Source organism: Aureibacillus halotolerans (genome assembly GCF_004363045.1).
GTDB lineage: Bacteria > Bacillota > Bacilli > Bacillales > DSM-28697 > Aureibacillus > Aureibacillus halotolerans.
Window position 1 is genome coordinate 53,711 of record NZ_SNYJ01000019.1, and the last position, 25,177, is coordinate 78,887.

The 25,177-nt window shown below is 43.7% G+C and carries 21 protein-coding genes; 20 read left to right on the top strand and 1 reads right to left on the bottom strand.

The annotated features are described in order from the left end of the window. The first annotated feature begins 508 nt into the window (after positions 1 to 508). The 4 genes from EV213_RS17125 to EV213_RS17140 all read left to right on the top strand — a co-directional run bounded on the left by EV213_RS17125 (position 509) and on the right by EV213_RS17140 (position 3,559). The gene (locus tag EV213_RS17125; RefSeq protein ID WP_133581786.1) at positions 509 to 901 is read left to right on the top strand and encodes a GntR family transcriptional regulator; all 393 of its coding nucleotides are present in this window, start codon (positions 509 to 511) and stop codon (positions 899 to 901) included. A 5-nt stretch (positions 902 to 906) separates the two neighbouring features. After that, a complete protein-coding gene (locus EV213_RS17130) occupies positions 907 to 2,007 on the top strand; it encodes a DUF1648 domain-containing protein (RefSeq protein WP_133581787.1) in 1,101 nt (366 codons plus the stop codon). 72 nt (positions 2,008 to 2,079) lie between these two features. After that, positions 2,080 to 3,051, top strand: coding sequence for an aminopeptidase (locus tag EV213_RS17135; protein WP_133581788.1), 972 nt, complete (start codon positions 2,080 to 2,082; stop codon positions 3,049 to 3,051). 19 nt (positions 3,052 to 3,070) lie between these two features. After that, positions 3,071 to 3,559 carry a DinB family protein gene (locus tag EV213_RS17140; RefSeq protein WP_133581789.1) on the top strand — a complete coding sequence of 163 codons (489 nt, stop codon included), beginning with the start codon at positions 3,071 to 3,073 and terminating at the stop codon, positions 3,557 to 3,559. 67 nt (positions 3,560 to 3,626) lie between these two features. Here the strand turns inward: EV213_RS17140 and EV213_RS17145 are convergent, their stop codons facing one another. Continuing rightward, the gene (locus tag EV213_RS17145) at positions 3,627 to 4,154 is read right to left on the bottom strand and encodes a M15 family metallopeptidase (RefSeq protein WP_243740234.1); all 528 of its coding nucleotides are present in this window, start codon (positions 4,152 to 4,154) and stop codon (positions 3,627 to 3,629) included. Positions 4,155 to 4,357: 203 nt separating this feature from the next. Here EV213_RS17145 and EV213_RS17150 point away from each other — a divergent pair, with 203 nt between their 5' ends. The 16 genes from EV213_RS17150 to EV213_RS17225 all read left to right on the top strand — a co-directional run bounded on the left by EV213_RS17150 (position 4,358) and on the right by EV213_RS17225 (position 24,810). Next, a complete protein-coding gene (locus EV213_RS17150) occupies positions 4,358 to 4,987 on the top strand; it encodes a superoxide dismutase family protein (protein WP_133581790.1) in 630 nt (209 codons plus the stop codon). A 188-nt stretch (positions 4,988 to 5,175) separates the two neighbouring features. Further along, positions 5,176 to 7,608, top strand: a complete 2,433-nt coding sequence (locus tag EV213_RS17155) for a heavy metal translocating P-type ATPase (protein WP_133581791.1) — start codon at positions 5,176 to 5,178, stop codon at positions 7,606 to 7,608. 110 nt (positions 7,609 to 7,718) lie between these two features. Beyond that, positions 7,719 to 8,003: a metal-sensitive transcriptional regulator gene (locus EV213_RS17160; RefSeq protein ID WP_133581792.1), complete on the top strand. Its 285-nt coding sequence runs from the start codon at positions 7,719 to 7,721 to the stop codon at positions 8,001 to 8,003. 96 nt (positions 8,004 to 8,099) lie between these two features. Next, positions 8,100 to 8,861, top strand: coding sequence for an AAA family ATPase (locus EV213_RS17165; protein ID WP_133581793.1), 762 nt, complete (start codon positions 8,100 to 8,102; stop codon positions 8,859 to 8,861). Between the two features lie 215 nt (positions 8,862 to 9,076). Next, positions 9,077 to 10,852, top strand: coding sequence for a cache domain-containing sensor histidine kinase (locus EV213_RS17170; protein WP_133581794.1), 1,776 nt, complete (start codon positions 9,077 to 9,079; stop codon positions 10,850 to 10,852). Continuing rightward, positions 10,837 to 12,276, top strand: coding sequence for a response regulator transcription factor (locus EV213_RS17175; protein WP_133581795.1), 1,440 nt, complete (start codon positions 10,837 to 10,839; stop codon positions 12,274 to 12,276). The genes EV213_RS17170 and EV213_RS17175 overlap by 16 nt, the downstream gene beginning before the upstream one ends. Before the next feature lie 158 nt (positions 12,277 to 12,434). Then, the gene (locus EV213_RS17180; RefSeq protein WP_133581807.1) at positions 12,435 to 13,355 is read left to right on the top strand and encodes an ABC transporter permease; all 921 of its coding nucleotides are present in this window, start codon (positions 12,435 to 12,437) and stop codon (positions 13,353 to 13,355) included. A gap of 4 nt (positions 13,356 to 13,359) precedes the next feature. After that, complete coding sequence (locus EV213_RS17185) at positions 13,360 to 14,265, top strand: carbohydrate ABC transporter permease (RefSeq protein ID WP_133581796.1); 906 nt, start codon at positions 13,360 to 13,362, stop codon at positions 14,263 to 14,265. 34 nt (positions 14,266 to 14,299) lie between these two features. Next, positions 14,300 to 15,979: an ABC transporter substrate-binding protein gene (locus EV213_RS17190; protein ID WP_243740236.1), complete on the top strand. Its 1,680-nt coding sequence runs from the start codon at positions 14,300 to 14,302 to the stop codon at positions 15,977 to 15,979. A 537-nt stretch (positions 15,980 to 16,516) separates the two neighbouring features. Continuing rightward, positions 16,517 to 17,485: an AAA family ATPase gene (locus EV213_RS17195; RefSeq protein ID WP_424923073.1), complete on the top strand. Its 969-nt coding sequence runs from the start codon at positions 16,517 to 16,519 to the stop codon at positions 17,483 to 17,485. Then, positions 17,482 to 18,714: a DUF58 domain-containing protein gene (locus EV213_RS17200; RefSeq protein WP_133581797.1), complete on the top strand. Its 1,233-nt coding sequence runs from the start codon at positions 17,482 to 17,484 to the stop codon at positions 18,712 to 18,714. The genes EV213_RS17195 and EV213_RS17200 overlap by 4 nt, the downstream gene beginning before the upstream one ends. Next, positions 18,711 to 20,915, top strand: a complete 2,205-nt coding sequence (locus EV213_RS17205; protein WP_133581798.1) for a transglutaminase TgpA family protein — start codon at positions 18,711 to 18,713, stop codon at positions 20,913 to 20,915. Before EV213_RS17200 ends, EV213_RS17205 begins: the two co-directional genes overlap by 4 nt. A 187-nt stretch (positions 20,916 to 21,102) precedes the next feature. After that, positions 21,103 to 22,641 (top strand): glutamine-hydrolyzing GMP synthase, encoded by a 1,539-nt coding sequence (gene guaA, locus EV213_RS17210; RefSeq protein WP_133581799.1) that lies wholly within the window; start codon positions 21,103 to 21,105, stop codon positions 22,639 to 22,641. 327 nt (positions 22,642 to 22,968) lie between these two features. Then, positions 22,969 to 23,310, top strand: a complete 342-nt coding sequence (locus EV213_RS17215) for a helix-turn-helix domain-containing protein (protein WP_133581800.1) — start codon at positions 22,969 to 22,971, stop codon at positions 23,308 to 23,310. 17 nt (positions 23,311 to 23,327) lie between these two features. Further along, entirely contained in the window at positions 23,328 to 24,143 is an 816-nt protein-coding gene (locus EV213_RS17220) for an ImmA/IrrE family metallo-endopeptidase (RefSeq protein ID WP_133581801.1), read from the top strand. Between the two features lie 22 nt (positions 24,144 to 24,165). Then, positions 24,166 to 24,810 carry a hypothetical protein gene (locus tag EV213_RS17225; RefSeq protein WP_133581802.1) on the top strand — a complete coding sequence of 215 codons (645 nt, stop codon included), beginning with the start codon at positions 24,166 to 24,168 and terminating at the stop codon, positions 24,808 to 24,810. The last annotated feature ends 367 nt before the right edge of the window (positions 24,811 to 25,177 follow it).

Consider the following 25,177-nt stretch of genomic DNA (forward strand, 5'->3'; position numbering starts at 1 on the left):
TTCATCAAACGACATTCGTGTAAAAGGCACCAAGTGATCTCTTGAAACATTGCACGTACTTGCCTGATTTGGTTGCCACACGGCTTTTACCCTCTATACGAGACCGAGCCCACAATAAAACAATGTGCGCAGAAACAAACATCAGCGTAGTCAACATGCGTAGACTCTAGTGGGATCAGCGCGAGCTGAAGATCCCCTCGGAAAGCCTGCTTTCCGAAGAAGCTGAAGCCGTGCCCCACAGAAAGCGAAGTTTGTTGACGGAGCGATCCATAAAGACCTCGTCATGTTTTCTTTACTGCTAGATTCTCACTAGTTGCAGCTTTTGGTGATTGGAAAGAACGAATGAAATGAGATGGACCTTGTTGGTTCAATTCCGACCATAACCAACGAAGGTAGTGGAAAGGGCACTAGAGAGAACATCTTTCTAGACGTATCATGAAATGTATTGTGTATTTATAACATCTGTTATACACTATATATAACAGATATAAAAAAGAAGGTGAAATGATTGTTCCTCAACATTGATTTAAACTCAGACGTTGCCATCTACACGCAAATGAAGCAGCAAATCATCGAAGGCATTGCTCGAAAAGAATTGGCCCCAGGAGCTCCTCTGCCGTCTGTTCGAAGCTTAGCCTCTGATTTAGGCATTAATCTGCATACAGTGAACAAAGCTTATCAACAGCTGAAGCAAGAAGGGTTTATCCTAATTCATCGCCAAAAAGGGGTAGTCGTTCATCCGGAGGGGGTCACTCCTGCCGATTCAGTTTACAAGGAGCTCCTTCACGAGCAGTTGCGTCCACTTATGGCAGAGGCGATCTGTAGGCAGATGACTGAGGATGATATTCAACAGCTTGTTCGACTCACATACAATACAATACATTCAGCAGGGGAGGAGTGAAGGTGATGGAATTTTTTATGCTTATCGTCCTGTTGCCTTTATGTGCATCTGTCATTATGATGCCGTATTTGACAAGAAAAACGATTAGCTTTGGCATTTCCATTCCTGAAGAGGCTTTTCAGGAAGAGGAGATCACGGGGGTAAGGAAACGGTACATCAAATGGACGGGCCTGACATCTATTCTCCTCATACTAGGGATGATGCTACTAGTAAAGGACGTTACCGACGCTGACACAGGTCGCATTATCGCTCTTTCGATGCTTCCACTCCTGTTTTTTATAGTCGCTTTTTGGGTGTATCTTAAAGCACATCACAAAATGAAGGCTTTAAAAGAATCGAAAGCATGGCATGCACAGCAGCGGCAATATGCAACGGCTCATTTGACGTCTGCTGCTGAAAGAAAAGCGGTGTACAGTAATGCTTGGTTTGTTATTCCAGCGTTGGTTGCCATGCTGTCCTTTGTACTTACGTTTTTAAACTACAACCAGATGCCGAATCCATTGCCGATGAAATATGACTTTGCCGGCAATGTGACAGTGTGGGAAGAAAAAACGTATAAAATCGTTTATTTGTTGCCGATCATTCAAGTGTATATGATCGCACTTTTTGTCTTCATCAACAGCATGATCGATCGTGCGAAACAGCAGATTGATCCAGCTCACCGTAAGCGTTCATTAAAACAACAACAGTCGTTCCGCGCCTATTGGTCACTTTTTCTTTTAATCACATGCGTTCTCATTGTTGGACTGTTTTTCTTTTTGCAGCTGACGTACCTTATAGAGGTCCCGAGCACTTTGATCACGATTGTTCCTATAGGGATAAGTACCGTCATCATCATCGGAGCAATCGTACTATCTCTTATCACGGGGCAGGGTGGAAGCAGGCTTCGAGTTCCTGACTCAGACCAGGGGATCGGTGTACAGCGAGACGATGACCGCTATTGGAAGCTTGGGTTATTTTATATCAACCGTCATGATCCCGCGCTTTTTTTGGAGAAACGTATGGGCGTTGGCTGGACAGTGAACCTTGGCCGTCCGACAGTATGGATTGTTTTGGCGATCATACTGGGGAGCTCGCTAGCCCTTAGTCTCTGGACAATGTGGTAAGAATAACGAAGCTGTTTGTTCGTTTTTGATGTATGATCATAAGACAATATCATTTATAGAAGGGGTTATCCCATGACAACATTACAGACATTCATTCCGATTATTGACAACATGATGCAAAAAAATGTGCTAGCCACCGGCAAGGAGCATGTGGTGGTTTTGGCCGATTTGGACAAGGAGGACATTGGCAGGCTAATGTTTGATGCACTTTGCCAGCTTGGGTATGCTTGTGACTTTGCCGTGATGCAAACAAGAGAACGTTCTGGTGAGGAGCCCCCAGCAACGATTGCGGCGTTAATGAAAGCAAGCGATATTTGTTTTTGTGTGTGCGAGCATTCACTAACGCACACAGAAGCAAGAAAAGCAGCGAGTACAGCAGGCACCAAAGTCGTGACGATGCCAGGAATTACGATGGACATGTTCACAGAAGGTGCGATGAAAGCCGATTATACGAAGGTGAAAAAACTGACAGCCCATTTTACAGAGCAATTGCACAGACATGAACGAATTACGATAAAAACGGGTCCGGACAAAGATCATCTGCTGACCCTCAACATTGCCGATCGTCAAGGAATTCCATCCGCTGGCGTTTTTGAAGGCAGAGGACATTCTGGAAACCTGCCTTCTGGCGAGAGTTTTATCGCTCCGCAAATGGAAGACTCAACAGGCAGTATTTATATTGATGGATCGATCGCTGGCATCGGGAAGGTCGCGGCTCCTGTCGTTTTAACGGTAGAGGAAGGACGCCTCGTCGATGCTTCGGGGGAAGATGGAGCGCGCTTGCTGGAGCTACTAGGAAAAGAAGATGGAAGGTGCATCGCCGAGTTTGGTATCGGAACCAACACGCATGCACGCGTCACCGGTAACATTCTTGAGGATGAAAAGGCGTATGGGACGATTCACGTCGCCTTTGGTTCGAACAAAACCTTTGGCGGAACGATCGATGCCGGTGTCCATCTAGATTGTGTGACACTTACGCCTACTGTGCACTTTGGCGATACACTTGTCGTAGATCAAGGACAGGTGCTTGATACGGTAAACTAAACGTTAGGGAGTGGAGTGTATGAAAGGGTCGGTTGATACGGCGTACCACACATGGGCAAACGCAACATTGTTTGCCCATGTGCAGACACTGCCAGAAGGTATTGCAGAGAAGGAGATTGAAGGCACTTTTTCGTCGATCTTAGAGGTCGTTAAACATATGTATTTAATGGACATGACGTGGTTAAAAACGATCGATGGCGAAGAATTCATAACTGTGAAAGCCTCCGTCGATACTGAAAAGGAAGCGTTAAGGAGCGTATCTTTTCAAGACCTCGTCACTTTGTATGAGAGCTTTCTAAATAAAAGTCTCAAAAAACTTAGCCTTGAGGAAAAGAAAAGCATTGAGCTCACTCATCCCGCCTACGGAACGAAACCTTGGCCTGTTGAAACAATTTTAGGTCATGTGATTAACCACGGGACGTATCATCGCGGCAATATCTCCGCTATGCTCCATCAGCTAGGTTACGCTGGGGTTCCTCTCGATTATATTTATTATTTGTATCGTTAAACGACAGTATGAAAAAGGGTTGTCTCAAAGGTCATGATCATGACTTTCGGACAACCCTGTTTTATTTTCACCTAATATCGTCAGGAATGAATTGAAAATGGGGGTAATCCTTAAATTGCGGCCAATCGCCGCCCCATTCAAAGCCGAGACCCTTTGCAATGGCGACAACCTCCATCCAGTCCGAGGTTCCATTTTGGTTGCCGTCGCGTTCCAAATCCCAAACGACATTGCCATCTGGTATTTTTAGCGCGAAGTCGATCGCTAATCCATAATTGTGTAAGGATTCTCCGCCTTTTGCATGCGTCACTATATTTCCGGGGGCTGTACGTCCTTTGGCATAGATCCGGTCTTGCTCTTCAACTGAACGGTAACCATCCGTAATTAAGATAGGAATACCAATAGCAAGCGTTTGTTCAATCAAACGATTTTTCTTTTCTTCCACTGCTGGATGCAATCCTTTGGCAGGAGCTTCTTCTTTTAATTGTTCTAACAGCGGTTGCCTCGAAAAAGGCATATCGCTGGGGGCGCAATAGCGGACAAAAATGACAATGCAAATAACACAAAGCATTAAAAATAATATGCGTGAAAACGGCATGCTGATCTCTCCGAATCGTAGGGTGGATGGTACCTATGTTCAGTGTAGTGGAGTTGGAGGAAACATTAAAGCATTGAATGCTGGTCTCTGTGGTGAATACTGTTAACTTGCGCCTCTTTGTCACGGGATGTTCAATTTTGACGTATGAGTGCTAGCCTTCATTGTCCATACTGGTGGCAACTACAAAAAAGGTGTGATTCCCGTTGACCTATGTTCGCTACAGTATATTGACGATCGTTTTCTTGTGCCTCCTTACAGCTTGCAACCAAAATCCACAGACGGAGGAGTCCGATCCAGTGTCTGGCGATGGGCAGGATGTCGAAGCTCTTTCTGAAACGCCAGAACGTCCCTCCGCTATTGCGCAACTGATCAATACCGATAAAGATGTCATTGGCGAGGTGACATTTCACGACGTAGACGGCAAGACAAAGGTAGACATTGAAGTAGCTGGATTAAAGCCGGGCTTTCATGGGTTCCATATCCATACGGTTGGTATTTGCGAGGCAGACGCCAAAGAAGGGCCTTTCACAACTGCTGAAGGGCATTACAACCCAACACATGCAGACCACCCGAACCATGTAGGCGACTTGCCACCTTTATTCGTCACAACAGATGGAAACGCCAAGCTTACCGTACAAACGGATCGATTTTCCGGCCAAGAGCTTGTAGAGGCAGCGACAGGCATCATCATTCACGAAAAGGCTGATAACCTGTCCAATATTCCCGACCGTTATCAATCGACTGAAAAGGATACACCTGGACCGGACAAAGAAACATTAAAAGCAGGAGACGGTGGCGCGCGAGTAGCGTGTGGTGTCATCATTGCCCCATAATTGAAACGCATTGGAGAGGAGTGAACGTGACTTCTCTCTTTTTCTGTGCTCGGCCCTCATTGTTGAATACCATAGGGGGGTATGGTATGATCGACTTCAAGAGAAGAATTAACACAGACTTTTAACTTCCGTGCATTGAAAGAAAGAAGATAAATAGACAACATCCTACTTGTAAGGAGGGGTTATCATTGGAAGCTCAAAAAGAGGTGTCGTTACACATCGCTGGCATGACATGCGCTGCGTGCGCCAATCGAATTGAAAAAGGTCTTTCGAAAATAGATGGTGTGCAAAAAGCGAACGTCAACTTTGCGATAGAAAAAACACAGGTCTCCTACGACCCTGAAAGAACAAATGCACAAGCGTTTGAAGATAAAATCAAAAAGCTAGGGTATAGCGTTGTACACGATACACAAACCTTTGTTATTTCAGGCATGACCTGTGCGGCGTGTGCGAATCGGATTGAAAAACGGTTATCCAAAATGGATGGGGTGTTTAGCACCTCTGTTAATTTTAGCTTGGAGAATGTAACCATGGTGTACGATAGCGATCAGATTACAGCCAACGAGATGAAGGAGGCTGCCAAAAAGCTTGGCTATGAATTGCTATCGCCAACATCGAGGGAAGAAACTGCCGATCATAAGGAAAACGAAATTCAAAGGCAAACGAGAACATTTATTCTCTCAGCGGTGCTTACGTTCCCGCTTTTATGGACGATGGTGTCTCACTTTCAATTCACGTCATTTCTTTATGTTCCAATGTTCTTTATGAACCCTTGGGTGCAGCTGGCATTGGCTACACCTGTTCAATTTATTGTTGGTGCTCAGTTTTATAAAGGGGCATACAAAGCGCTGCGAAACAAAAGTGCCAATATGGACGTCCTTGTCGCTTTGGGAACAACGGTCGCCTTTTTCTATAGTCTGTTCTTAGTTTGGGAATGGAACCAAAGCGGCCTTGGTCACCACATGCCAGAACTCTACTTTGAGGCGGGCGCTGTTATCATAACATTAGTGTTACTTGGGAAATTATTCGAAGTGCGCGCAAAGGGGCGCACAGGTCAGGCCATTCAAAAGCTGCTTGGGCTTCAGGCGAAGACAGCCATGGTGATTCGAGAAGGTACAGAGCGAGAAGTGCCTATTGAAGATGTGTTGGTCGGTGACATCGTGATCGTGCGTCCCGGAGAGAGAATTCCGGTAGATGGCACGATTCAACAAGGGCGTTCTGCCGTTGATGAATCCATGATTACCGGCGAAAGCATTCCTGCCGATAAGGCCCAGGGTGATTCAGTGATCGGGTCGACTGTAAACATGAACGGGGTATTAAGAATTCAGGCAACAAAAGTAGGGCGAGATACGGCGTTATCTCAAATCGTCAGAATCGTTGAAGATGCCCAAGGGAGCAAGGCGGATATCCAAAGAATTGCGGACAAAGTGTCTGGTATCTTCGTCCCTGTTGTTGTTTTGATTGCGGCTGTGACGTTTATGATTTGGTTTTTCATCGTTGATCCTGGCAATGTCCGCGCAGCTGTTGTTCCACTTATCACGATTCTCGTAATTGCCTGTCCTTGCGCGCTTGGCCTTGCAACACCTACCTCTGTGATGGCGGGCTCTGGTCGTGCGGCAGAACTAGGCGTTCTGTTCAAAGGCGGGGAACATCTTGAAAATGCTCGAGCGATTCAAACAGTTGTCCTTGATAAAACGGGTACAGTGACAAAAGGCGAACCAGCATTGACCGACATCTTTTTGTTGCCAAATGCTGAAGAATCAAAGGTTCTTTCATATGTTGGTGCTGCCGAGAATAGCTCCGAGCACCCGCTGGCAGAGGCCATTGTTAAAGGCATTGAAGAGAAAGGAATTGCTTTTGAACCATTGGAGGACTTTGATGCCCTTCCTGGGTATGGCATACGCGCCGTTGTAAAAGGGACGGAGGTTCTTGTCGGAACGAGACAACTATTCGCCAAACACAACATATCGAGCGAACCCTTAGAGGAAAAAATGACCGCTCTTGAGGAGCAAGGGAAGACGGCAATGCTCATGGCCATTGATCAACAGCTTGCTGGTGTGGTGGCGGTTGCGGATACTGTGAAAGACACATCAAAAGCAGCAATTCAGCGCTTGCATAGCTTAGGGCTAGAGGTCATTCTGTTAACAGGTGATAATCAACGCACAGCAGAGGCGATTGGCAAGCAAGTGGGAATTGACCGTGTCATTGCCGAGGTCGTTCCTGAAGAAAAAGCGAATGTCATTAAAAGCATCCAAAGCGAAGGCAAAAAGGTAGCTATGGTTGGGGATGGAATTAATGATGCACCCGCCCTTGCCGTTGCGGATATTGGAATGGCAATGGGAACTGGAACCGATATTGCCATCGAAGCGGCCGATATTACGCTCATGCGTGGAAATCTTCATAGTGTTGCGGACAGCATTGAAATTAGCAGCAAAACCATACGAAACATTAAACAAAATCTCTTTTTTGCGTTCTTCTATAACACCGCATCCATTCCAGTTGCCGCATTAGGATTGCTTGCACCTTGGATCGCAGGAGCCGCCATGGCCTTCAGCTCTGTCTCCGTTGTGCTCAATGCCTTGCGACTGCAACGCTTAAAACTAACGAGAAACAGGAACTAGCACATGCTTTATAACGAATGGTAAATAGAATTGTAATCAGATAAAATAATAATGGATAAATACCCCACACAAAACAAAGAAAAGAAACACCAATAAGGAGGCGAAGACGATTGGCAGAAACGCATAAAAAAACCGTGCAACCGAACAAACAAGCCTTGCTTAATCGCTTAAAACGCGTGGAAGGTCAGGTGAGAGGACTACACAGAATGATCGATGAGGATAAGTATTGTGTAGACATTTTGCACCAGATTTCAGCCGTTGAATCTGCCTTAAAAAATGTTAGCCTCGTTTTAATGGAGGACCACGCCAAGCATTGCATGGTCAAAGCGATACAAAACGGAAACCAAGAAGAAACGATTGAAGAATTGATGGACATTATTAAACGAATGAAATAAGAAGCAGTCGCAGTTTTTGCTTAAAGAAGCACGGAAGACTGGTGCTGAATTGGCGCGCTTTAATGTATGAAGTATACAAAGGAGTGATCCTGTCCTATGGTGACAACGTCCAGTTATCTAAAGCATATCGATTTTCATCGTCGTTCCTACCCTCATCCAAATGAATATCCCTTCAACCTACCGTCACTGAAGGATTTGGATCAATTAAAACTGCATCCTGCCGTCACGTTCATCATTGGTGAGAATGGCATGGGCAAATCCACCTTAATTGAAGCGATCGCGATTGCTTGGGGATTCAATCCAGAAGGAGGAACGAAAAATTTCTCTTTCGCAAGCCGCGAGACCCATTCAGAGCTGCATCGCTATATTCGTCTCGTCAAAACGCCTTATCGTCCAAAAGATGGCTTCTTTTTCAGGGCAGAAAGCTACTATAACGTCGCCTCACAAATTGATAAGCTCGATTCTGAGTTTTCCTATAGCCCACCGATTCGTCATTCATACGGTGGCAAATCGCTTCATGAGCAGTCGCATGGCGAGTCCTTTTTCGCCACCTTCATGAACCGTTTAGGTGGAGATGGTCTGTATATTATGGACGAGCCTGAAGCTGCTTTATCCCCTTTACGTCAGATGGCCATGCTCGCTCGCATTCATGAGTTGGTGGTCGAAAAGCGCTCACAGTTTATCATTTCTACCCATTCTCCTATTCTCATGGCCTATCCAAACGCAACATTGTATTGGCTGACAAGGGACGGCTTAGAGGTCAGAAAGTGGCAGGAAACGGACCACTATAACATTATGAAGCAATTTGTGAACCGTCCAGACATGATGATGAATGAGCTATTCAACGAAAAGCCGTAGTCTTGTTGTAACAAGCAGGTGCTCGGTTTAGGCAAGATATATTTTCCCCTGTTGATAACGCATCGTCGGTGGGGGATCAGTTTTAGGTTGATTTATAGAAACCGCTTTCGAAAACAGTTTATTTTCTCGAGTGGTTGTGAGAGAATAATAAATATTGTAAGCGCTTCATATCATTGGTTATCCATTTTAGCTGGCCGCTTAGAAGGGGGAAAGCAATGAAAGCGTGGGTAGATAAGAGAAGTATCCGATCAAAGATGGTGCTTTCCTTTCTCGCTGTTGTCATAGTGCCCCTAGGTGCGATTGGGTGGTTGCTCACAGGTGAGCTTAGGCAAATGGCTCTTACGAGTGCGACTGAACAGATTACCCATAACGTGGATCGTGTCAAAAAGCGATTGAATGACGTGCTGATCATTCCCCAAAACATTTCATCACAGCTATTGTTTGACAGTCGTTTTTCGCACCTGGTCAACACAGATTACAGCACGACGTATGATGTGACGCTTGCCTATAGTCAATATCAAACGCTTGAGGCGTACCTACAAGTGTACAAACAAATCGGGAATATTCGTTTTTATATGGACAATTCATCGCTTTTAAACAATTGGCGCTTGTTTCGAGCAACGGAGGAGGTGCAATCCGCCCCATGGTATAAAACGGCCTTGGCGAAACAAGGAGTACCATCTTGGCTAAGCGTACGAGATGAAACCAATCAGAACCGTCCAGCTTTAAGTCTCGTCCAAATGCTTCCGTTTCCAAACTATCAGACGGCAGGCGTTCTCGTCATTCCGGTGAATAGCTCGCTCATCAATGATATTCTTTTGCAGGAGACGTTTGAAACAATGATTATCGATGAAAATAATGTCATTGTGGCAGCAAATAGAGAACACACAATTGGTTCCACTCCTGAAGAGCTAGGGATCCCAACAGGGGAAGAGGATTTAGTCAAAGCAGAGGTCAATGGCGTTGCTTCGCAGGTGAAGATCGAGAATGTGTCTGACAACAATAAGCCTAACGGGATGAAGATTGTTTCCGTTTTTTCTATTGAAAACATGACAAGGGATGCCAACCGCTTAAGCATGCTTGGCGTCGTTGTGACGCTTTTGGCCATGATTGCATCAGGTGTCGTTGTGTACCTATTGTCCGGCGTCTTACTTAAACGTTTAAAACGACTTCATCAGGAAATTGGCGTTGTCGCAGAAGGCCATTTAGAGAAAACAGTTCAGGTGGATGGAGAGGATGAAATCGGCGAACTATCAATGCAGTTTAACAAAATGCTGTCCCATGTGAGAGTGCTACTGCATGAGGTGAACTTGTCGAACGAACAAAGGCGGGCTCTTGAACTAAAACAACATGAGATGAAACTCAAGCTGCTTGCGAGTCAAATCAATCCACATTTTCTGTTTAATTCGTTAGAAACCATACGTATGAGGGCACATGTGCAAGGATCAAGAGATATTGCCAGCGTCGTGAAAGATTTAGGAAAGCTTTTAAGGCGTAGTCTCGATATGAGCGGGAAAGCAATTTTTGTAGAAGAAGAGCTACAGTTGGTTAGGAGTTATCTGCATATTCAGCATTTTCGTTATGGAAATCGACTCACCTTTTCGATTGAGATGGAGCCATCCTCGGCGAACTGCTCAATGCCGCCACTTGTCATTCAGCCTTTAGTAGAAAACGCCGTCATTCATGGTATTGAAAATAGTGCAGCTGGAGGTCACATAAGTATAAAAACAAAGACGATTCAACAAGGGTTATTCGTGTCCGTTATGGACAATGGTGTCGGCATGTCGCAGAAACGGCTGACCGATATTCAGCAGATGCTTTCCAATGACCATGATGGTGACCGGATTGGGTTGGCAAATGTGCATAGTCGTTTGCAAATGCTTTACGGAGGGGATGCCGGACTTCACATTAAGAGCGAGCCTGGTCAAGGAACAGAAGTCCACTTTTTCTTACCACTGATAAAGGAGGAAGGTAGATGCGAGGTGTCTTGATAGTTGATGATGAACCGGCGATCCAGACAGGACTACGCAGTCTCATTCAATGGGAAAGCTATGGATTTCAAGTAAAGGGGACTGCTCAAAATGCTGAAGAGGCGTATCAATTTCACGAAAAATCCCCGGTGTCCTTAATGATCGTTGATATGAAGATGCCTGGGATGAGTGGGATTGAACTCATTGAAACTATCCGTGAGACCGACAAACATGTCCGGTTTATCATTCTGAGTGGTCATGCAGAGTTTGATTTCGCGCGGCGTGCGCTTCAGTCACAGGTGGAGGGATACCTTTTAAAGCCCGTCGATGAAGATGAGCTGGAAACTCATTTAGCACGGTTGAGTCAGGGGATGGCAAAAGAAGCGGAACTCTCTCCGACCTTTGTGAAAGCATTACTTCTAAACTCTGAATCATTGCCAACAGTCCTTTCCATTGATCATCAACTCCTTGTCATTCATATGGAGAAAAATACGGTAGAGCCTTTTCAAGAGACGTTCAAGATCGTAGAAACCCTTTTTCGTGAACGCTCCGCATATACATGTGTGCCACTCAAAAAGGATCGTTTAATTGTTATTTTAGGAAAGCGCCAGGCTCCATGGAACCAAGAAATAAGAGGCTTGCGGTCAAAAGCGGCTGAAAGGCAGCGAGTTTTGACGATTGCAAGAAGTGAACCACTTTACCGAAGTGACGAGGTTCCGGTGGCCTTCGAATCTTTAAAGGAACAAATCGCAAAGCGTGTCTTCCTGGGGGCAGGATTAGCTGAAGTGGTCTCATTGGACGAGAGCCGATTCGATGTGTGGCTTCAGGAGAAAAATATAATTGAGGCACTGTATTATGCCATTGACATTAGAAAAACGTCTACGGTGTCTGCTTTAATTCAATCATTCGGTGATCAGCTACGCCTTGGTCATTACTCGGAGGTGTTTTGCAAACAGAAATCAGCCATACTTCTTTCTGAAGTGCTGGGGCGATTTTCTCCAGGGCAAATTGCTGGGCAGATTGCCGAACTCTATACAAAAAACACGCTGCAAGAAGTGATAGATTGCCTTCAACAGACGGCTCAAAATACGATGTCCATGTACGGCTCTGAAGGAGCAGAATGGGTCGTCAAGCAAATGGTAGACTGGATCCATGAAAATTATCATACGAGCATACGCCTTGAAACCTTTGGCTTAGCTCTAAATTACAACAGTGCTTACCTCGGAAAAGTGTTTAGGAAATCAACAGGTATCTCCTTCAGGTCCTACGTTGATCAAGTGAGAATGTCTCATGCGAAAACGCTTCTTGGAGAGGGGAAAAAGGTGTATGACGTCGCAAATATCGTGGGCTATTCAAGCGTTGATTATTTTCATCTGAAGTTTAAAAAACACATGAATATGTCTCCGACGGAGTACAAAAAACATACAGAGGATCAAGGATTCTAAGGCAATGTACAATTTCTATATGAAAAAAGATCCGACCTTTGGGGTACTGCTCCAACGGTTTTTTTTAGTACGATAGAAAAAATAAAGCGTTTTCATAAAAGAGAAAAGGGGGGAGCTGTTTGGGGACAAAAACAGGCACTCAAGTAGATGTAGTATCGATGCAAAAGAAAAAGCGGTTTTGGCGAAGGCTTTGGCAGCAACGTTTTCTATACGCGATGTCAGTGCCTTTCATCATCTGGGTGTTTGTGTTTAATTACCTTCCTATCTGGGGATGGACGATGGCATTTCAGGATTTCAAGCCTGGACTAAGCTTTTTTGAGCAAGAGTGGGTAGGATTTACACATTTCCAGGCATTGTTTTCAGATTCGTATTTTTATCTTGTGCTTCGAAATACGTTCATTATGGCTGTTATGGGGCTCGTCATCGGCTTTACAGTGCCTATTATATTTGCCTTGTTAATCAATGAAGTTCGACAGCAATTCTTTAAGCGCAGTGTGCAAACCATCGCGTATTTGCCTCACTTTGTGTCATGGGTTGTGGTCGCTGGCATCGTGATTCGTTCGTTGTCCGTTGAGGACGGCATTGTGAATACGATTCTGTTAAGTCTTCATATTATTGATGAACCGATACAGTTTATGACGAAGGGGCCGCTGTTTTGGTGGATTGTGACCTTTGCTGACCTTTGGAAGGAGATGGGCTGGAATTCCATTATTTTTTTAGCTGCTATGACGGGTGTTAATCAAGAGCTGTACGATGCAGCGAAAACGGATGGCGCAGGGCGAATTCGACAAATGTGGCATGTGACACTTCCAGGTATTCGTTCGGTCATTATTGTTCTTTTAATTCTGAGTGTTGGGAATTTGATGAGCATTGGTTTTGAAAAGCAGCTTCTTTTAGGAAATCCGATGGTCGCCGATTATTCAGAAGTGCTTGAGCTCTATGCATTGAATTATGGGATCGGCTTGTTCCGTTTCTCATACGGAACAGCTATTAGTATCTTCAATTCCGTGATTGCGATCGTGTTGCTGTTCTCTGCCAATTACTTCTTCAAAAAAATTAGTCAGGAAAGCGTGATGTAGCTTTATGGCAAAAAAATCAGCAATCAACCGATCGTCCTTTACAGAGAAGCTTTTTGATCTAATCATTAATATCCTGATGGTGATTGTCATCATTGCTACGCTGTACCCATTTCTTAATGTGTTGGCGATTTCGTTTAATGATTCTACTGACACCGTGCGTGGGGGGATCCACATTTGGCCACGGGAATTCACTTTAAAAAACTATGAAACGATCTTTGGATATGGGAACTTAACAACGGCGTTTATTAATTCAGTTTTACGAACGGTGATTGGGACAGTGATTGGCCTTATCGCTTGTACGATGCTAGCTTACGCGATCAGTCGCAAGGATTTTCAGGCCCGACGATTTATGTCTGTGTTTCTAGTGCTCACGTTGTTCTTTTCAGGAGGTTTGATTCCTGGCTATATGCTTATTCGTGACTTAGGAATGATCAATTCCTTTTGGGTCTATGTTCTTCCGGGGATGGTCAATGCGTTTTATGTATTTATGATTCGTTCGTTTATCGACAATTTGCCCATTTCACTTCAAGAATCTGCCAAAATTGATGGAGCCAATGATTTTACCATTTATTTAAAGGTCATCATCCCATTGTGTACACCGATTTTGGCGACGATGGCACTTTTTATTTCTGTCGGACAGTGGAATAGCTGGTTTGATACGTATATTTATAATGGGTCAAACGAGGCATTGACGACGTTGCAATATGAGCTAATGAAAATATTGCAAACGACACAGGTAACAGCAGGTGCTGATGCACAGCGTATGAATGAAGCCAACCGCCAAATGGTGTCTCCGGAATCTGTGAAAATGGCCATCTCAATGGTGACGATATTTCCTATATTGTGTGTGTATCCTTTCATGCAAAAATACTTCGTAAAAGGAATGACGATAGGTTCCATTAAAAGCTAGCTCCATTCATAAAATTTTAAAGGGGGAAGAATGGATGAAACGTTGGAAAATGGCAAGTGTGACGATGGGTCTCGTTTTGGCAGTTGCAGGGTGTAGTGGGGGTGGCGAAAATGTGAGTCAAGATCAGACAGAGGGACCGCAGGAAAGTACAACCGGTACAGATGCGGTTACGTTCAGCTACTTTCAAGCAGACCCTAATCCCAATTGGACGGATATGGAGGACCAGCTTGGAAAGGTTATAACGGAAGAAACTGGTGTGACGATCGATGCGGAGTATGGGATTGGGGATGACAAGGAAAAAATAGCGCTCATAGCGGCAAGTGGAGAGTACCCAGACTTAATTGCGCCGAAAGGCAATACCGTCTTAGTGGAAGCAGGGGCAATGGTGAACCTAGAGCCATTGATTCGCGAACACGCCCCAAATATTATGAAGATGCTTGATGGAGATCTAAGTCGCTTACGCTACAGCAATGATGATCAATCGATTTATTACATCCCAATCATCAATACTGTCGGGCATACGAGATTTGATGCAGGAGGAATGTTTAATCTTCAGCATGACGTTGTAAGAGACCTCGGCTTTCCTGAAATTCGAACGGTGAAAGATTATGAAAATGCGATTAGAGAATACAAAGAAAAGCATCCACAGATTGATGGGCAGGATACGATTGGGCTTTCTTTGTTAGCGGATGACTGGCGAATCATGATCTCAGTGACAAACCCTGCCTTCATCGCCACAGGAGCGCCAGACGATGGTGAATACTACATTGATCCGGAAACATACGAAGCAACCTTCCATTACAGACGCCCTGAAGAAAAAGAGTATTTCAGATGGTTAAACCATATGAACGATAGCGGCTTACTCGATCCAGAGAGCTTTGTCCAAACGTATGAACAATATTTGTCCAAAGTCTCTAGCGGTCGTGTGCTTGGCATCATTGATGCAGATTGGGATTATAGCCAAGCAGAAGATGCGTTGAAAGCGGCGGGGAAATTTGAGCGGACGTATGGTCACTATCCTGTGACGTTAACCGAGGAATACGTTGACAAACAGTTCCAACCGACGGGCTTCATGGGCGGCTGGGGAGTGGGTATTACCACAGCTTGTGCAGATCCCGTCAGAGCCATTAAGTTCCTTGATTACCTCGCTTCGGATGAAGGGCAAGTGTTAATCAATTGGGGGATCGAAGGCGAACATTATGAAGTGGTTGATGGTGTAAGAACAATTCCAGCAGACGTTCAAGAACGAAAAACGAATGATGCCACTGCGTTTATTCAAGAAACAGGTATCGGGAACTATAGCCTTTCTCTTCGCTATGGGGATGGCGTCAAAGACGATACAGGAAATTATTACACGACAAACTTTCCAGAGCTCATCACAGAAAATTATTCTGATCCGGCAAAAGAAGTGCTTGCTGCTTACGGAGTCGACACGTGGAAAGGCTTGTTTCCTAGTGAGGAAGACCTTGACGTGAAGCCATGGGGCGCCGCTTGGGATATTCCGATTCCAACGGGTGATGAACTGAATGTACTGTTTCAACGATCACAGGATATCGTTCGCAAACGAATCCCAGAAATCATTCTCGCAGACCCTTCTGAATTTGATCAAAAATGGGATGCCTTTATGGGGGATCTAGACGCGATGGGCATAGAGAAGATGGAGGATATGTATACTGAGCATGTGAAAGCGCGCGTTGAGCTTTGGGGAAATTAAGACGTGTAGTGCACTGGCGACTCAATTAGAGAGTCGCCAGTGCTTTTCTCATTTTTAAAGCGATTCCAATGGCAAAGGTCTTGCGCTTTTCTACAACAATGTATTCAATGTCTTCCGGAGCCAACAAAATCAATCGATCCTCCTCGACAACAATCAGGCGCTTGGTAAGGGGTGTTTCAGTGTGTCCCCTAAGTGTTCAATCGCTTCTATCCTTCTGTGGAGTTGACGATGAGTACTGTATCCTCAAGCTATCATCCACTAGTACCCCCTCAACTCGCTTATTTGTAGCAGAGAATCATGTGCGCGAAAGGTATAATTTCAGAATTGAGCGGTAAAAAATAGACAGTAAAGACAGTGTTTTGAATCGTTACTGGAAACGTTAATTGTATGAACTGCACAGAATGTTTTGGTACACTGAAAATACTATGAAACATAGAAAAGGTCGAGACTTGCCGAATGAACCTTTTTCTTTGTAAAATAAGGGTAATTCATATGATTCGTTAAAATGAAACTAGAGATAAATGAGGAGGTTTTGGTATGAACCAAGACCATAATGAGAGATACCATCCACAAATGAGAAGCGTTATACGTAATATTGAGAACGTCATGATTGGAAAACGAGAAACGGCAGTGCTTAGCTTAGTCGCCTTATTGGCGAAAGGGCATGTATTGCTTGAGGACGTCCCAGGTGTAGGGAAAACAATGATGGTGCGCGCACTAGCCAAATCGGTATCATCTGAATTTAAGCGTGTGCAGTTCACGCCAGATTTACTGCCATCAGACCTAACTGGTGTCTATATATACAATCAGAAAGTACAAGACTTCGAGTTCAGACCAGGGCCATTAATGGGGAATATTGTCTTAGCGGATGAAATTAATCGTACATCGCCAAAAACACAAGCAGCTTTGCTTGAAAGCATGGAAGAGGGCAGTATTACTGTTGATGGTGATACGAAGGCGTTGCCTGTACCTTTCTTTGTCATGGCTACACAGAACCCCGTGGATTATGAGGGAACCTACCCATTGCCGGAAGCTCAGCTTGATCGATTCTTACTTAAAATGAATATGGGCTACCCGTCGTTTTACGATGAAGTTGAAGTGCTTAATCGTGCTCAACTCAGACATCCGATTGAAGATGTTTTGCCAGTGTTAACGACAGAAGAGTTGATAAAGCTTCAGGATGAAGCACTCTCGGTTTTTGTTGATGACACGGTGAAGCAATACATTGTACGCATTACTGCCGAAACAAGGACACACCCGCAGCTTGAGCTCGGCGCGAGTCCGCGAGGGTCTATCAACTTAATGAAAGCAGCCCAAGCGTATGCGTTTATATTCAATCGGGAGTATGTCATCCCTGATGATGTCCAATATCTGGCCCCTTTCATATTAGGACACCGCATGGTCTTGACGCCAGAGGCACGATTCGCAGGAACCACTTCTGAAATGATCGTTCACGAACTATTGAATAAGGTAGATGTCCCCGTAGCCCGGGAAATGAATCTATGAACCGGACGCTTTGGCCAATTCTAAAAACGGCGTTAACTTCGATTTTATTTTTTGGCTTTATCTCAATTACATTTTCCTATGCAATGTTTCAAGGAGGGTTTGTGAGCTGGTTCCTTTTCTTTGCCACGCTTCCCTTAGCACTTTATGTCGTGCTCATTATCTGTTATCCGATCCGAAGCCTTCGTGTACACCGGGAGGTCACACCGAAGGAATGTAGTGTAGGGGAAAACATTCATGTGAAAATTACTTTGGAGCGGGCACTGCCTTTTCCTTTGTTTTATCTCTTGCTTCATGATCGATTGTCTCCTCACATCTCTAAGAAAAATCTGCCTGTTCGTACACTGTTGTTTCCTGGTTTTAAACGCAAGATTGTTTACACGTATGACATTCCTGCCGCTAAACGTGGTGAATATTCATTCGATGGACTGACGGTGTCTACAGGAGATCCTCTTGGGCTCGTTCAAAAAGAGCATACGTTTCCGATTGAAGAAAATTTGATCGTATTTCCAAAACAGGAGCCTTCTTTTTATGAACAGATAGGAAGCAACCGCCAAGAAGGGGAGGCATTAAGTTCACTTTTTGATTTAATTGATACAACGATGGCCGTAGGGGCAAGAGAATATGTTCCAGGCGACAAGTTTTCCTGGGTAGATTGGAAATCGACGGCCCGTAAACGAACGCTCATGACGAAAGAGTTTGAGCAACGCAGCGGACACACGGTCTACCTGATGTTTGATCGCTCTGCGAGTGATGCCGTTTCTGATGATGTGTTTGAGCGTAACCTTTCCTTTTCAGTCTCCATGGCAAATGCAGTTGTGAGAAAAGGGGCAAGCTTGCACTTTTTTTCATTAGGTGAGGAGATTGTAAACTTTCATTTAGACACAAACAAAAACCTTGATATCGGCTATCAACGATTGCTCTATCATATGGCAAGAACAGATCGTGATGGGAAGCGGCCTTTTGCACAAATGGTTCAAGAGCAACTATTGCGTGCTGAAAAGGACATGACACTCGTCTGTGTGGCGCTGTCTCTGGAAACGTCCTTCGTGCAAACGCTTGTTAAAGCAAAACGACAGTATGATCACATTATCGTCTTTGTGCCACGCACAGATCCAGAAGAAGTTGTGCAGAAAAAGCTACAGTATCAGCTCATGGCTCATGGAATAAAAACCGCTCAGGTACACACGAAAAATATCGGCAATGCTTGGTTTGAGGTGAAAAGCAAATGAAGTGGTTCCATAAGCATTCACAAAAATTAGGACCAATGATTTTATATGCGGCAGGTTTTTTGCTGTTTATTGAATGGCTCAGACCACTTGAAGACATTACAACGACGACACAAGTTCGTGTGTTTACCATATTTGCTGCGTTTTGTTTCTTGCTTTCTTTTTTTCAAATGCCATTCGTCGTCGCGTTTTTATTAAAGCTCTCAGGGGTGCTTTTTATTATGCACCTGATGTATTTTCAAGCAGCACCACTGTTTACCTTTGATTGGATTGCCTTTATGCTTAATGACAGTTGGCAGAATTTGCAATCGATCACCCAAGGACAATGGTGGGAAATGACAAGCATCTTTAGAAGTCTGCTCTTTTTTGTACTTTTATGGCTTATGAGTTATCTCATGTACTATTGGGTGATTCAGATTCATCGTCTGTTCTCTTTCTTTTTATTAACCATTCTCTATCTGGGTGTTGTCGATACCTTCACTGTTTACGATGCCAGCGTTGCGATTGTGCGTGCCTTTTTAATTGGCTTTTTAGCGGTTGGCTTATTGTTTATGCTCCGTCTCCGTCATCGTGATGGGACGTACTATAAAACGTCGTCTTTGATTAAAAGGGCAGTGCTACCGCTTGTCGTGCTGATCTTGTTCAGTGGCGCCGTTGGGTATCTCGCTCCTAAAGCAGCTCCGCAATGGCCAGACCCTGTTCCGTTTATTCAAAGCGCTGCGAACGGCATGAACGGCAACGGGTCAGGCGTCAAACGGGTTGGTTATGGGGAAAATGATTCTCAGCTCGGGGGACCTTTTGTTGGTGATAGCGGTCCGGTGTTCCGTGCTGTAGGCGAAGAGTTTTCTTATTGGCGAGTGGAATCGAAAGACTTTTACACAGGAAAAGGGTGGGAAACGTCGATTGATTCTCCGTACCACCGCACATCGCAGGATGCTGTTGATCTACAAATGATCGATCCGTCCGTGGAGAAAGCTGAACAACAAGTCGACATCATAATGGATGAGAGTACCGCATTTCCTCATCTAGTCTACCCTACAGAACTGCGAGCTGTTCAAACGGAGACCCCGATTGAGTTGAATATCAATCGGTTTACAGGCAAGATTCTTAGTACAAAGGATGGGCAACAAAATGTGCTCATGCGTTATACACTACAATATGACGCTCCACAGTTTGAAAAGGCTGCCTTGGAGAGCGTTCCTACGGCGGGAGATCAATCAATGCCGATTTATACGCAGCTTCCAGAGGAGCTCCCGCAACGAGTGTCTGATTTAACGCAGGAGATTACGCAGGGTGCAACAAACCGTTTAGAACAAGTCGAAGCGATTGAACGTTACTTCTCTGAAAATGGGTTTGAATACAACACGCAGGACGTGGCTGTTCCGGGAGAAGACGAGGATTACGTCGACCAGTTTCTGTTTGATACCCAAAGGGGTTATTGCGATAATTTTTCGACCTCGATGGTCGTGATGCTACGTACGTTGGATATTCCGGCTAGGTGGGTCAAAGGCTTTACCCAAGGCACCTATGAGGAGACAACAAGTGACGGCAATTTGGTGTATGAGGTGACGAATGAAAACGCTCATTCCTGGGTCGAGGTGTATTTTCCAGGGAGCGGCTGGGTTCCATTCGAGCCAACGAGAGGTTTCGCAGGTCCTTCCCAATATGAGGAGGAAGTGACAGAAGGGCCCGACTTCCAACCTGCTGAAGAAGAAGAGGCTGAAACCCCTGAGGAAGAAACAGAAACGCCAGAAGAAGAAGTACAGGATGAATCGGAAGAAGCTTCTGTAGCTCCGGCAGGAGGCGGACCGACAATCAATTGGGCACTCGTTGGTCAAGTGCTAGGTTGGATAGGCATTGTTCTTCTCGCGGTCATCCTCATCGCTGTCTGGATTACGCGGCGAAAATGGTTTATTAAGTACATTGTTTGGAAATACAAGAAGCGAGAAGACGAGGCGGCGTTTACAGACGCCTATGATCGGTTGCTGCGCGTGTTGCAAAGCACAGGATTGACCCGCCAGAGTGGGCAAACACTGCGAGCTTACGCAAAGCATGTCGATACGTCTCTTGGAAATAACGACATGAGCACCCTTACAGATGTCTATGAGCGAGCGCTTTATTTCCCGAGTGGAAGCTCTTCCAAAGAGAATTGGGGACGGTATGTAGGTTTGTGGGAAAATTTAATTAGACGAATACTGTCTTGACCAAGCTTGTAGGCATTGTTAGAATGGCTACAAGCAGACGTCTAGCGGATATCTCGTCACACAGTATCGGTTAACGAAGGACTAGAAGACAGTGCGAAAATCTGTCTTCTAGTTTTTTTCTGGTAGGTTCTAGACCAATCAATCTAGGCAAAAGACGCGGAAACTAAACAAAAGCGAGGGACAACCAATGGAAAACACAAGCGACATGATCGTGGTTTTAGACTTTGGTGGACAATACAATCAGTTAATCACAAGACGTATTCGTGAATTTGGTGTTTACAGTGAGCTTCATCCTCACACACTGACAGCTCAGGAAATAAAAGCGATGAATCCTAAAGGGATCGTTTTTTCAGGTGGGCCAAACTCGGTGTATGAAGAAGGCGCATTTACTTGTGATCCGGACATTTTCTCCCTAGGCGTTCCTGTGCTAGGCATTTGCTACGGCATGCAGCTGATGGTTCATCATTTCGGAGGGAAAGTAGAACGTGCGGGCTCAAGAGAGTACGGAAAAGCAATGCTTACCGTTCAAAACGCGTCCCCACTGTACCACGGACTGCCACATGAGCAATTTGTATGGATGAGTCATAGCGATCTAGTGATGGAGACGCCTGAAGGCTTTGAAGTCGACGGGACGAACCCTTCATGCCCAATTGCAGCAATGAGTCACGTTGAAAAAGGCTTTTACGGCGTGCAGTTCCACCCGGAAGTGCGTCATACAGAGCACGGGAACGCCCTTTTGAAAAACTTTGTCTTTGCCATTTGTGAATGTGAAGCCAACTGGTCGATGAAAAACTTCATTGATGACGAAGTGGCCAAGATCCGTGACATCGTCGGCGATCGCCAAGTGCTTTGTGCGTTGAGCGGTGGCGTAGACTCGTCAGTTGTGGCAGCGTTGATTCAAAAAGCCATCGGTGACCAGCTGCTGTGTATCTTTGTTGATAACGGATTGCTTCGCAAAGATGAAGCAGAGTCTGTTATGGAAACCTTCAGTGTCGGATTTAATATGCGCGTCATTAAAGTCGACGCAGCGCAACGCTTCCTTGATAAGCTAAAAGGTGTCTCTGACCCTGAACAAAAACGTAAAATCATTGGCAATGAGTTCATTTACGTGTTCCAAGACGAGGCCAATTCGCTTAAAGGCGTCGATTTCCTCGCCCAAGGTACACTTTATACCGACGTCATTGAGAGCGGAACGCTTACGGCACAAACGATTAAATCACATCATAACGTCGGTGGGCTTCCAGAAGATATGACATTTGAATTGATTGAGCCATTGAATACGCTCTTTAAAGATGAAGTCCGTGCGCTCGGATCTCAGCTTGGATTGCCCGATGAAATTGTGTGGCGCCAACCGTTCCCTGGCCCAGGACTAGGCATTCGCGTACTTGGTGAGGTCACAGAGGACAAACTGAAAATTGTCCGTGATTCCGATGCTATCTTGCGCGAAGAAATCAAAAAAGCCGGCTTGGACAGAGACATTTGGCAATATTTCACCGCCCTCCCGAACATGCGTAGCGTAGGTGTCATGGGTGACGCAAGAACGTATGACTACACAGTAGGGGTGAGAGCCGTAACGTCAATTGACGGCATGACCTCAGACTGGGCCCGTATCCCATGGGACGTCCTAGAAGTCATCTCAAGCCGAATCGTCAACGAAGTCGATCACGTCAACCGCGTCGTGTACGACATTACGAGCAAGCCACCTGCAACGATTGAGTGGGAGTAAAAAAATTAAACCTTGGGTCTCTTATTTACTGAGATATCCGAGGTTTTTTGTTTAGAGAGATACCCGTTTTGATACCAATGTAAGTTATGTCAATGAGTTTAATTTTATTTCTTTGTTCCTGGTTAAGTATTAAGAAAAAAATTATACTGTGTTTTTTAGAAATGCTTTTTATTCTGGATATTATTTTTACATTTATAGACTGATAATAAGTTGATAAGCTTGATGGTATATGAATTTCAAAGGAATTTTAAAAACATCGCACATTTTGTGAAAGGACAAGCATATTTTGTGCGTAATTGTGATATTCTATAACAAAGAGGTGGAAAAATGATGAATGAAAAATTAGTGAGCTTACTAAAAGACTGGATGGAAACAAATAACGTATCCAAAGTCGAATTAGCCGGAAGAATGGGAGTTAGTGAATCTTTAGTGCGTGCTATATTGAATGGAGAACGTCAATTAACAGCTAAACGGATTGATGCTCTTGCTGAAATTACAAACATTCCAGCTTGTGAGCTAATGGGCACATCGACTAATAATTTCGCTGGTTACTCTGTGATGCTACGTGGTGGAAGTAAACAATTAAGCTTTGAACAAGAAAAAATAATTATGGAAGTTGCATTATTAGCAAACGACTATGAGTATTTGAAGAAGATCGTTAAGCTATAAAGAGAAGGGGAGATAGAGTGGAAGCTGAAACAGCTGTGCATGAATCTGATTTTCAAAAATTAGTACAAAACTATGCTGAAAAGTTTTATAAACAGAATGTTAAATCTGATTCTATAATAATTGATTTGCTAGAAGAAATTGTTTCAAGTTTAGGTATTGACGTTATGTACTATAATTTTAACAACACTAACGATCAGAGTAGACCTATTAATGGAATATATATGAGAAGTACGAATATATCGACCAAATCGCATAAAATAATTATTAATACACTAGATGATACTAAAACGCAGAATTTTACGTTAGCACATGAATTATTTCATCATTTATTGATGGAAGAGAGTCCAGCAAAACTGAGATTCGTCCTTAATAACGAAGAAACTTTAGAAAGAGCAGGAGATTTTTTTGCAGCTTCCTTACTGATGAATGAAAGGAAGTTTAGAACACATTTTAATTTTTTGTATAAGATAAATACTTTTGAAGATTTAATTTTTAAGTTGAGTGATATTTTTAGAGTTCCATACGTGAGTGTTGTACGTAGATTAAATGAATTAAATTTGTTGATAGATGAATATAGAGATTACTTGAATTTTAAAGAGTCGGAATTATTAGAACGTCGCATTGAAATGATGGGGAATTCCTTATACGACCAACCAACACATAAACCTATTTTTCATCCATATGTAAGATTAATTGAAAATGGACTGGCTAACAAACAATTAAAATTACTTGAATCAGTTAAGAGATTAAATAAAGTTAACCCTGAGCGTTCAGAGAAGTTATATAGTGAATATATGGAACGGTGGAATGCACTAGACGATGAAGAGGATTAACTTTATTTGAAAGGAGTATTCTATGAAAGTACCAATAGCTGAAGCATGTTTTATAGACGCGAATATCATCTTTTATATTCATGACATTAAACAGCATAATTTTCCGGATGTTATCGAAAAAGTATATAAGAAAGTTATTATTCATCCGGAAGTATTGAAAGAATTAAGTTTATCTGGACAGGCTTTCGCAAATGAAAAAATCCGTTTGGGCAAATGGATATTATTCGATGATTCGAAACTAACAACCACAGAACAACGAATGTATTTAAACAACATAACAGAAATTGATAATAAATTGAATGAAATTGATATTAGAAGAGGTAAACAAGAGAGCGCTGGAACAGGAGAAATCTACTCATTAGCTGCAGCTAGTGTTATTAATGCAGAATACATATGTAGTAATGACTATTCTATAAAGGATGTCATTCAAGAAGTGCCTTTAATGGTATATCCGAATAGTGATGATGAACAAGAGCCAGATTTTATTAAGCAACATCATTTTTTAGATTTATGTCAAATTATTTGCGACGGTAATTTAATGGAGCGTAATCAAATTTTCAAATGCTATAAAACCGCACTTAGATTAGTAAAGTTGGATGACCCCGATCATTATAATGAGCTAATAAAACAATTCCATGATACGATACCTATTCCAACATTAAGATAAAAAATAGTTCCAAACTTAAATAATAAGCATATTCAATTGGAGAATAACCATTTTACCTATTTTACTGTTCGTTTCAGCCCTACGTATAAAAGTACTTCTAAGGCGACTGATATGAAAATGCATTCTTTATAACAAATGGTTGACGGAAACATAGAAAGCTGATAAAGTATTACTTGCTGTCGCGAAAAGCAATGATTCAGAGAAAAACTTTTTGTTGACAACGAATGATTGAAAGTGGTAAGATATTAAAGTCGCTTTCGTGAGTGACAATCTATTGTCCTTTGAAAACTGAACAGAAGTCAAATGCAAAAAAACGTGCCATGTTGAAAGACATGTAAAATAAATCCCGTTGATTTTACTTAAATCA

Coding starts and splice junctions, on each gene's coding strand:
- EV213_RS17130 (WP_133581787.1), top strand. CDS start 907: ATGGAATTTTTTATGCTTATCGTCCTGTTGCCTTTATGTGCATCTGTC.
- EV213_RS17135 (WP_133581788.1), top strand. CDS start 2,080: ATGACAACATTACAGACATTCATTCCGATTATTGACAACATGATGCAA.
- EV213_RS17140 (WP_133581789.1), top strand. CDS start 3,071: ATGAAAGGGTCGGTTGATACGGCGTACCACACATGGGCAAACGCAACA.
- EV213_RS17145 (WP_243740234.1), bottom strand. CDS start 4,154: ATGCCGTTTTCACGCATATTATTTTTAATGCTTTGTGTTATTTGCATT.
- EV213_RS17165 (WP_133581793.1), top strand. CDS start 8,100: ATGGTGACAACGTCCAGTTATCTAAAGCATATCGATTTTCATCGTCGT.
- EV213_RS17170 (WP_133581794.1), top strand. CDS start 9,077: ATGAAAGCGTGGGTAGATAAGAGAAGTATCCGATCAAAGATGGTGCTT.
- EV213_RS17175 (WP_133581795.1), top strand. CDS start 10,837: ATGCGAGGTGTCTTGATAGTTGATGATGAACCGGCGATCCAGACAGGA.
- EV213_RS17180 (WP_133581807.1), top strand. CDS start 12,435: ATGCAAAAGAAAAAGCGGTTTTGGCGAAGGCTTTGGCAGCAACGTTTT.
- EV213_RS17185 (WP_133581796.1), top strand. CDS start 13,360: ATGGCAAAAAAATCAGCAATCAACCGATCGTCCTTTACAGAGAAGCTT.
- EV213_RS17190 (WP_243740236.1), top strand. CDS start 14,300: ATGAAACGTTGGAAAATGGCAAGTGTGACGATGGGTCTCGTTTTGGCA.
- EV213_RS17195 (WP_424923073.1), top strand. CDS start 16,517: ATGAACCAAGACCATAATGAGAGATACCATCCACAAATGAGAAGCGTT.
- EV213_RS17200 (WP_133581797.1), top strand. CDS start 17,482: ATGAACCGGACGCTTTGGCCAATTCTAAAAACGGCGTTAACTTCGATT.
- EV213_RS17205 (WP_133581798.1), top strand. CDS start 18,711: ATGAAGTGGTTCCATAAGCATTCACAAAAATTAGGACCAATGATTTTA.
- guaA (WP_133581799.1), top strand. CDS start 21,103: ATGGAAAACACAAGCGACATGATCGTGGTTTTAGACTTTGGTGGACAA.
- EV213_RS17215 (WP_133581800.1), top strand. CDS start 22,969: ATGATGAATGAAAAATTAGTGAGCTTACTAAAAGACTGGATGGAAACA.
- EV213_RS17225 (WP_133581802.1), top strand. CDS start 24,166: ATGAAAGTACCAATAGCTGAAGCATGTTTTATAGACGCGAATATCATC.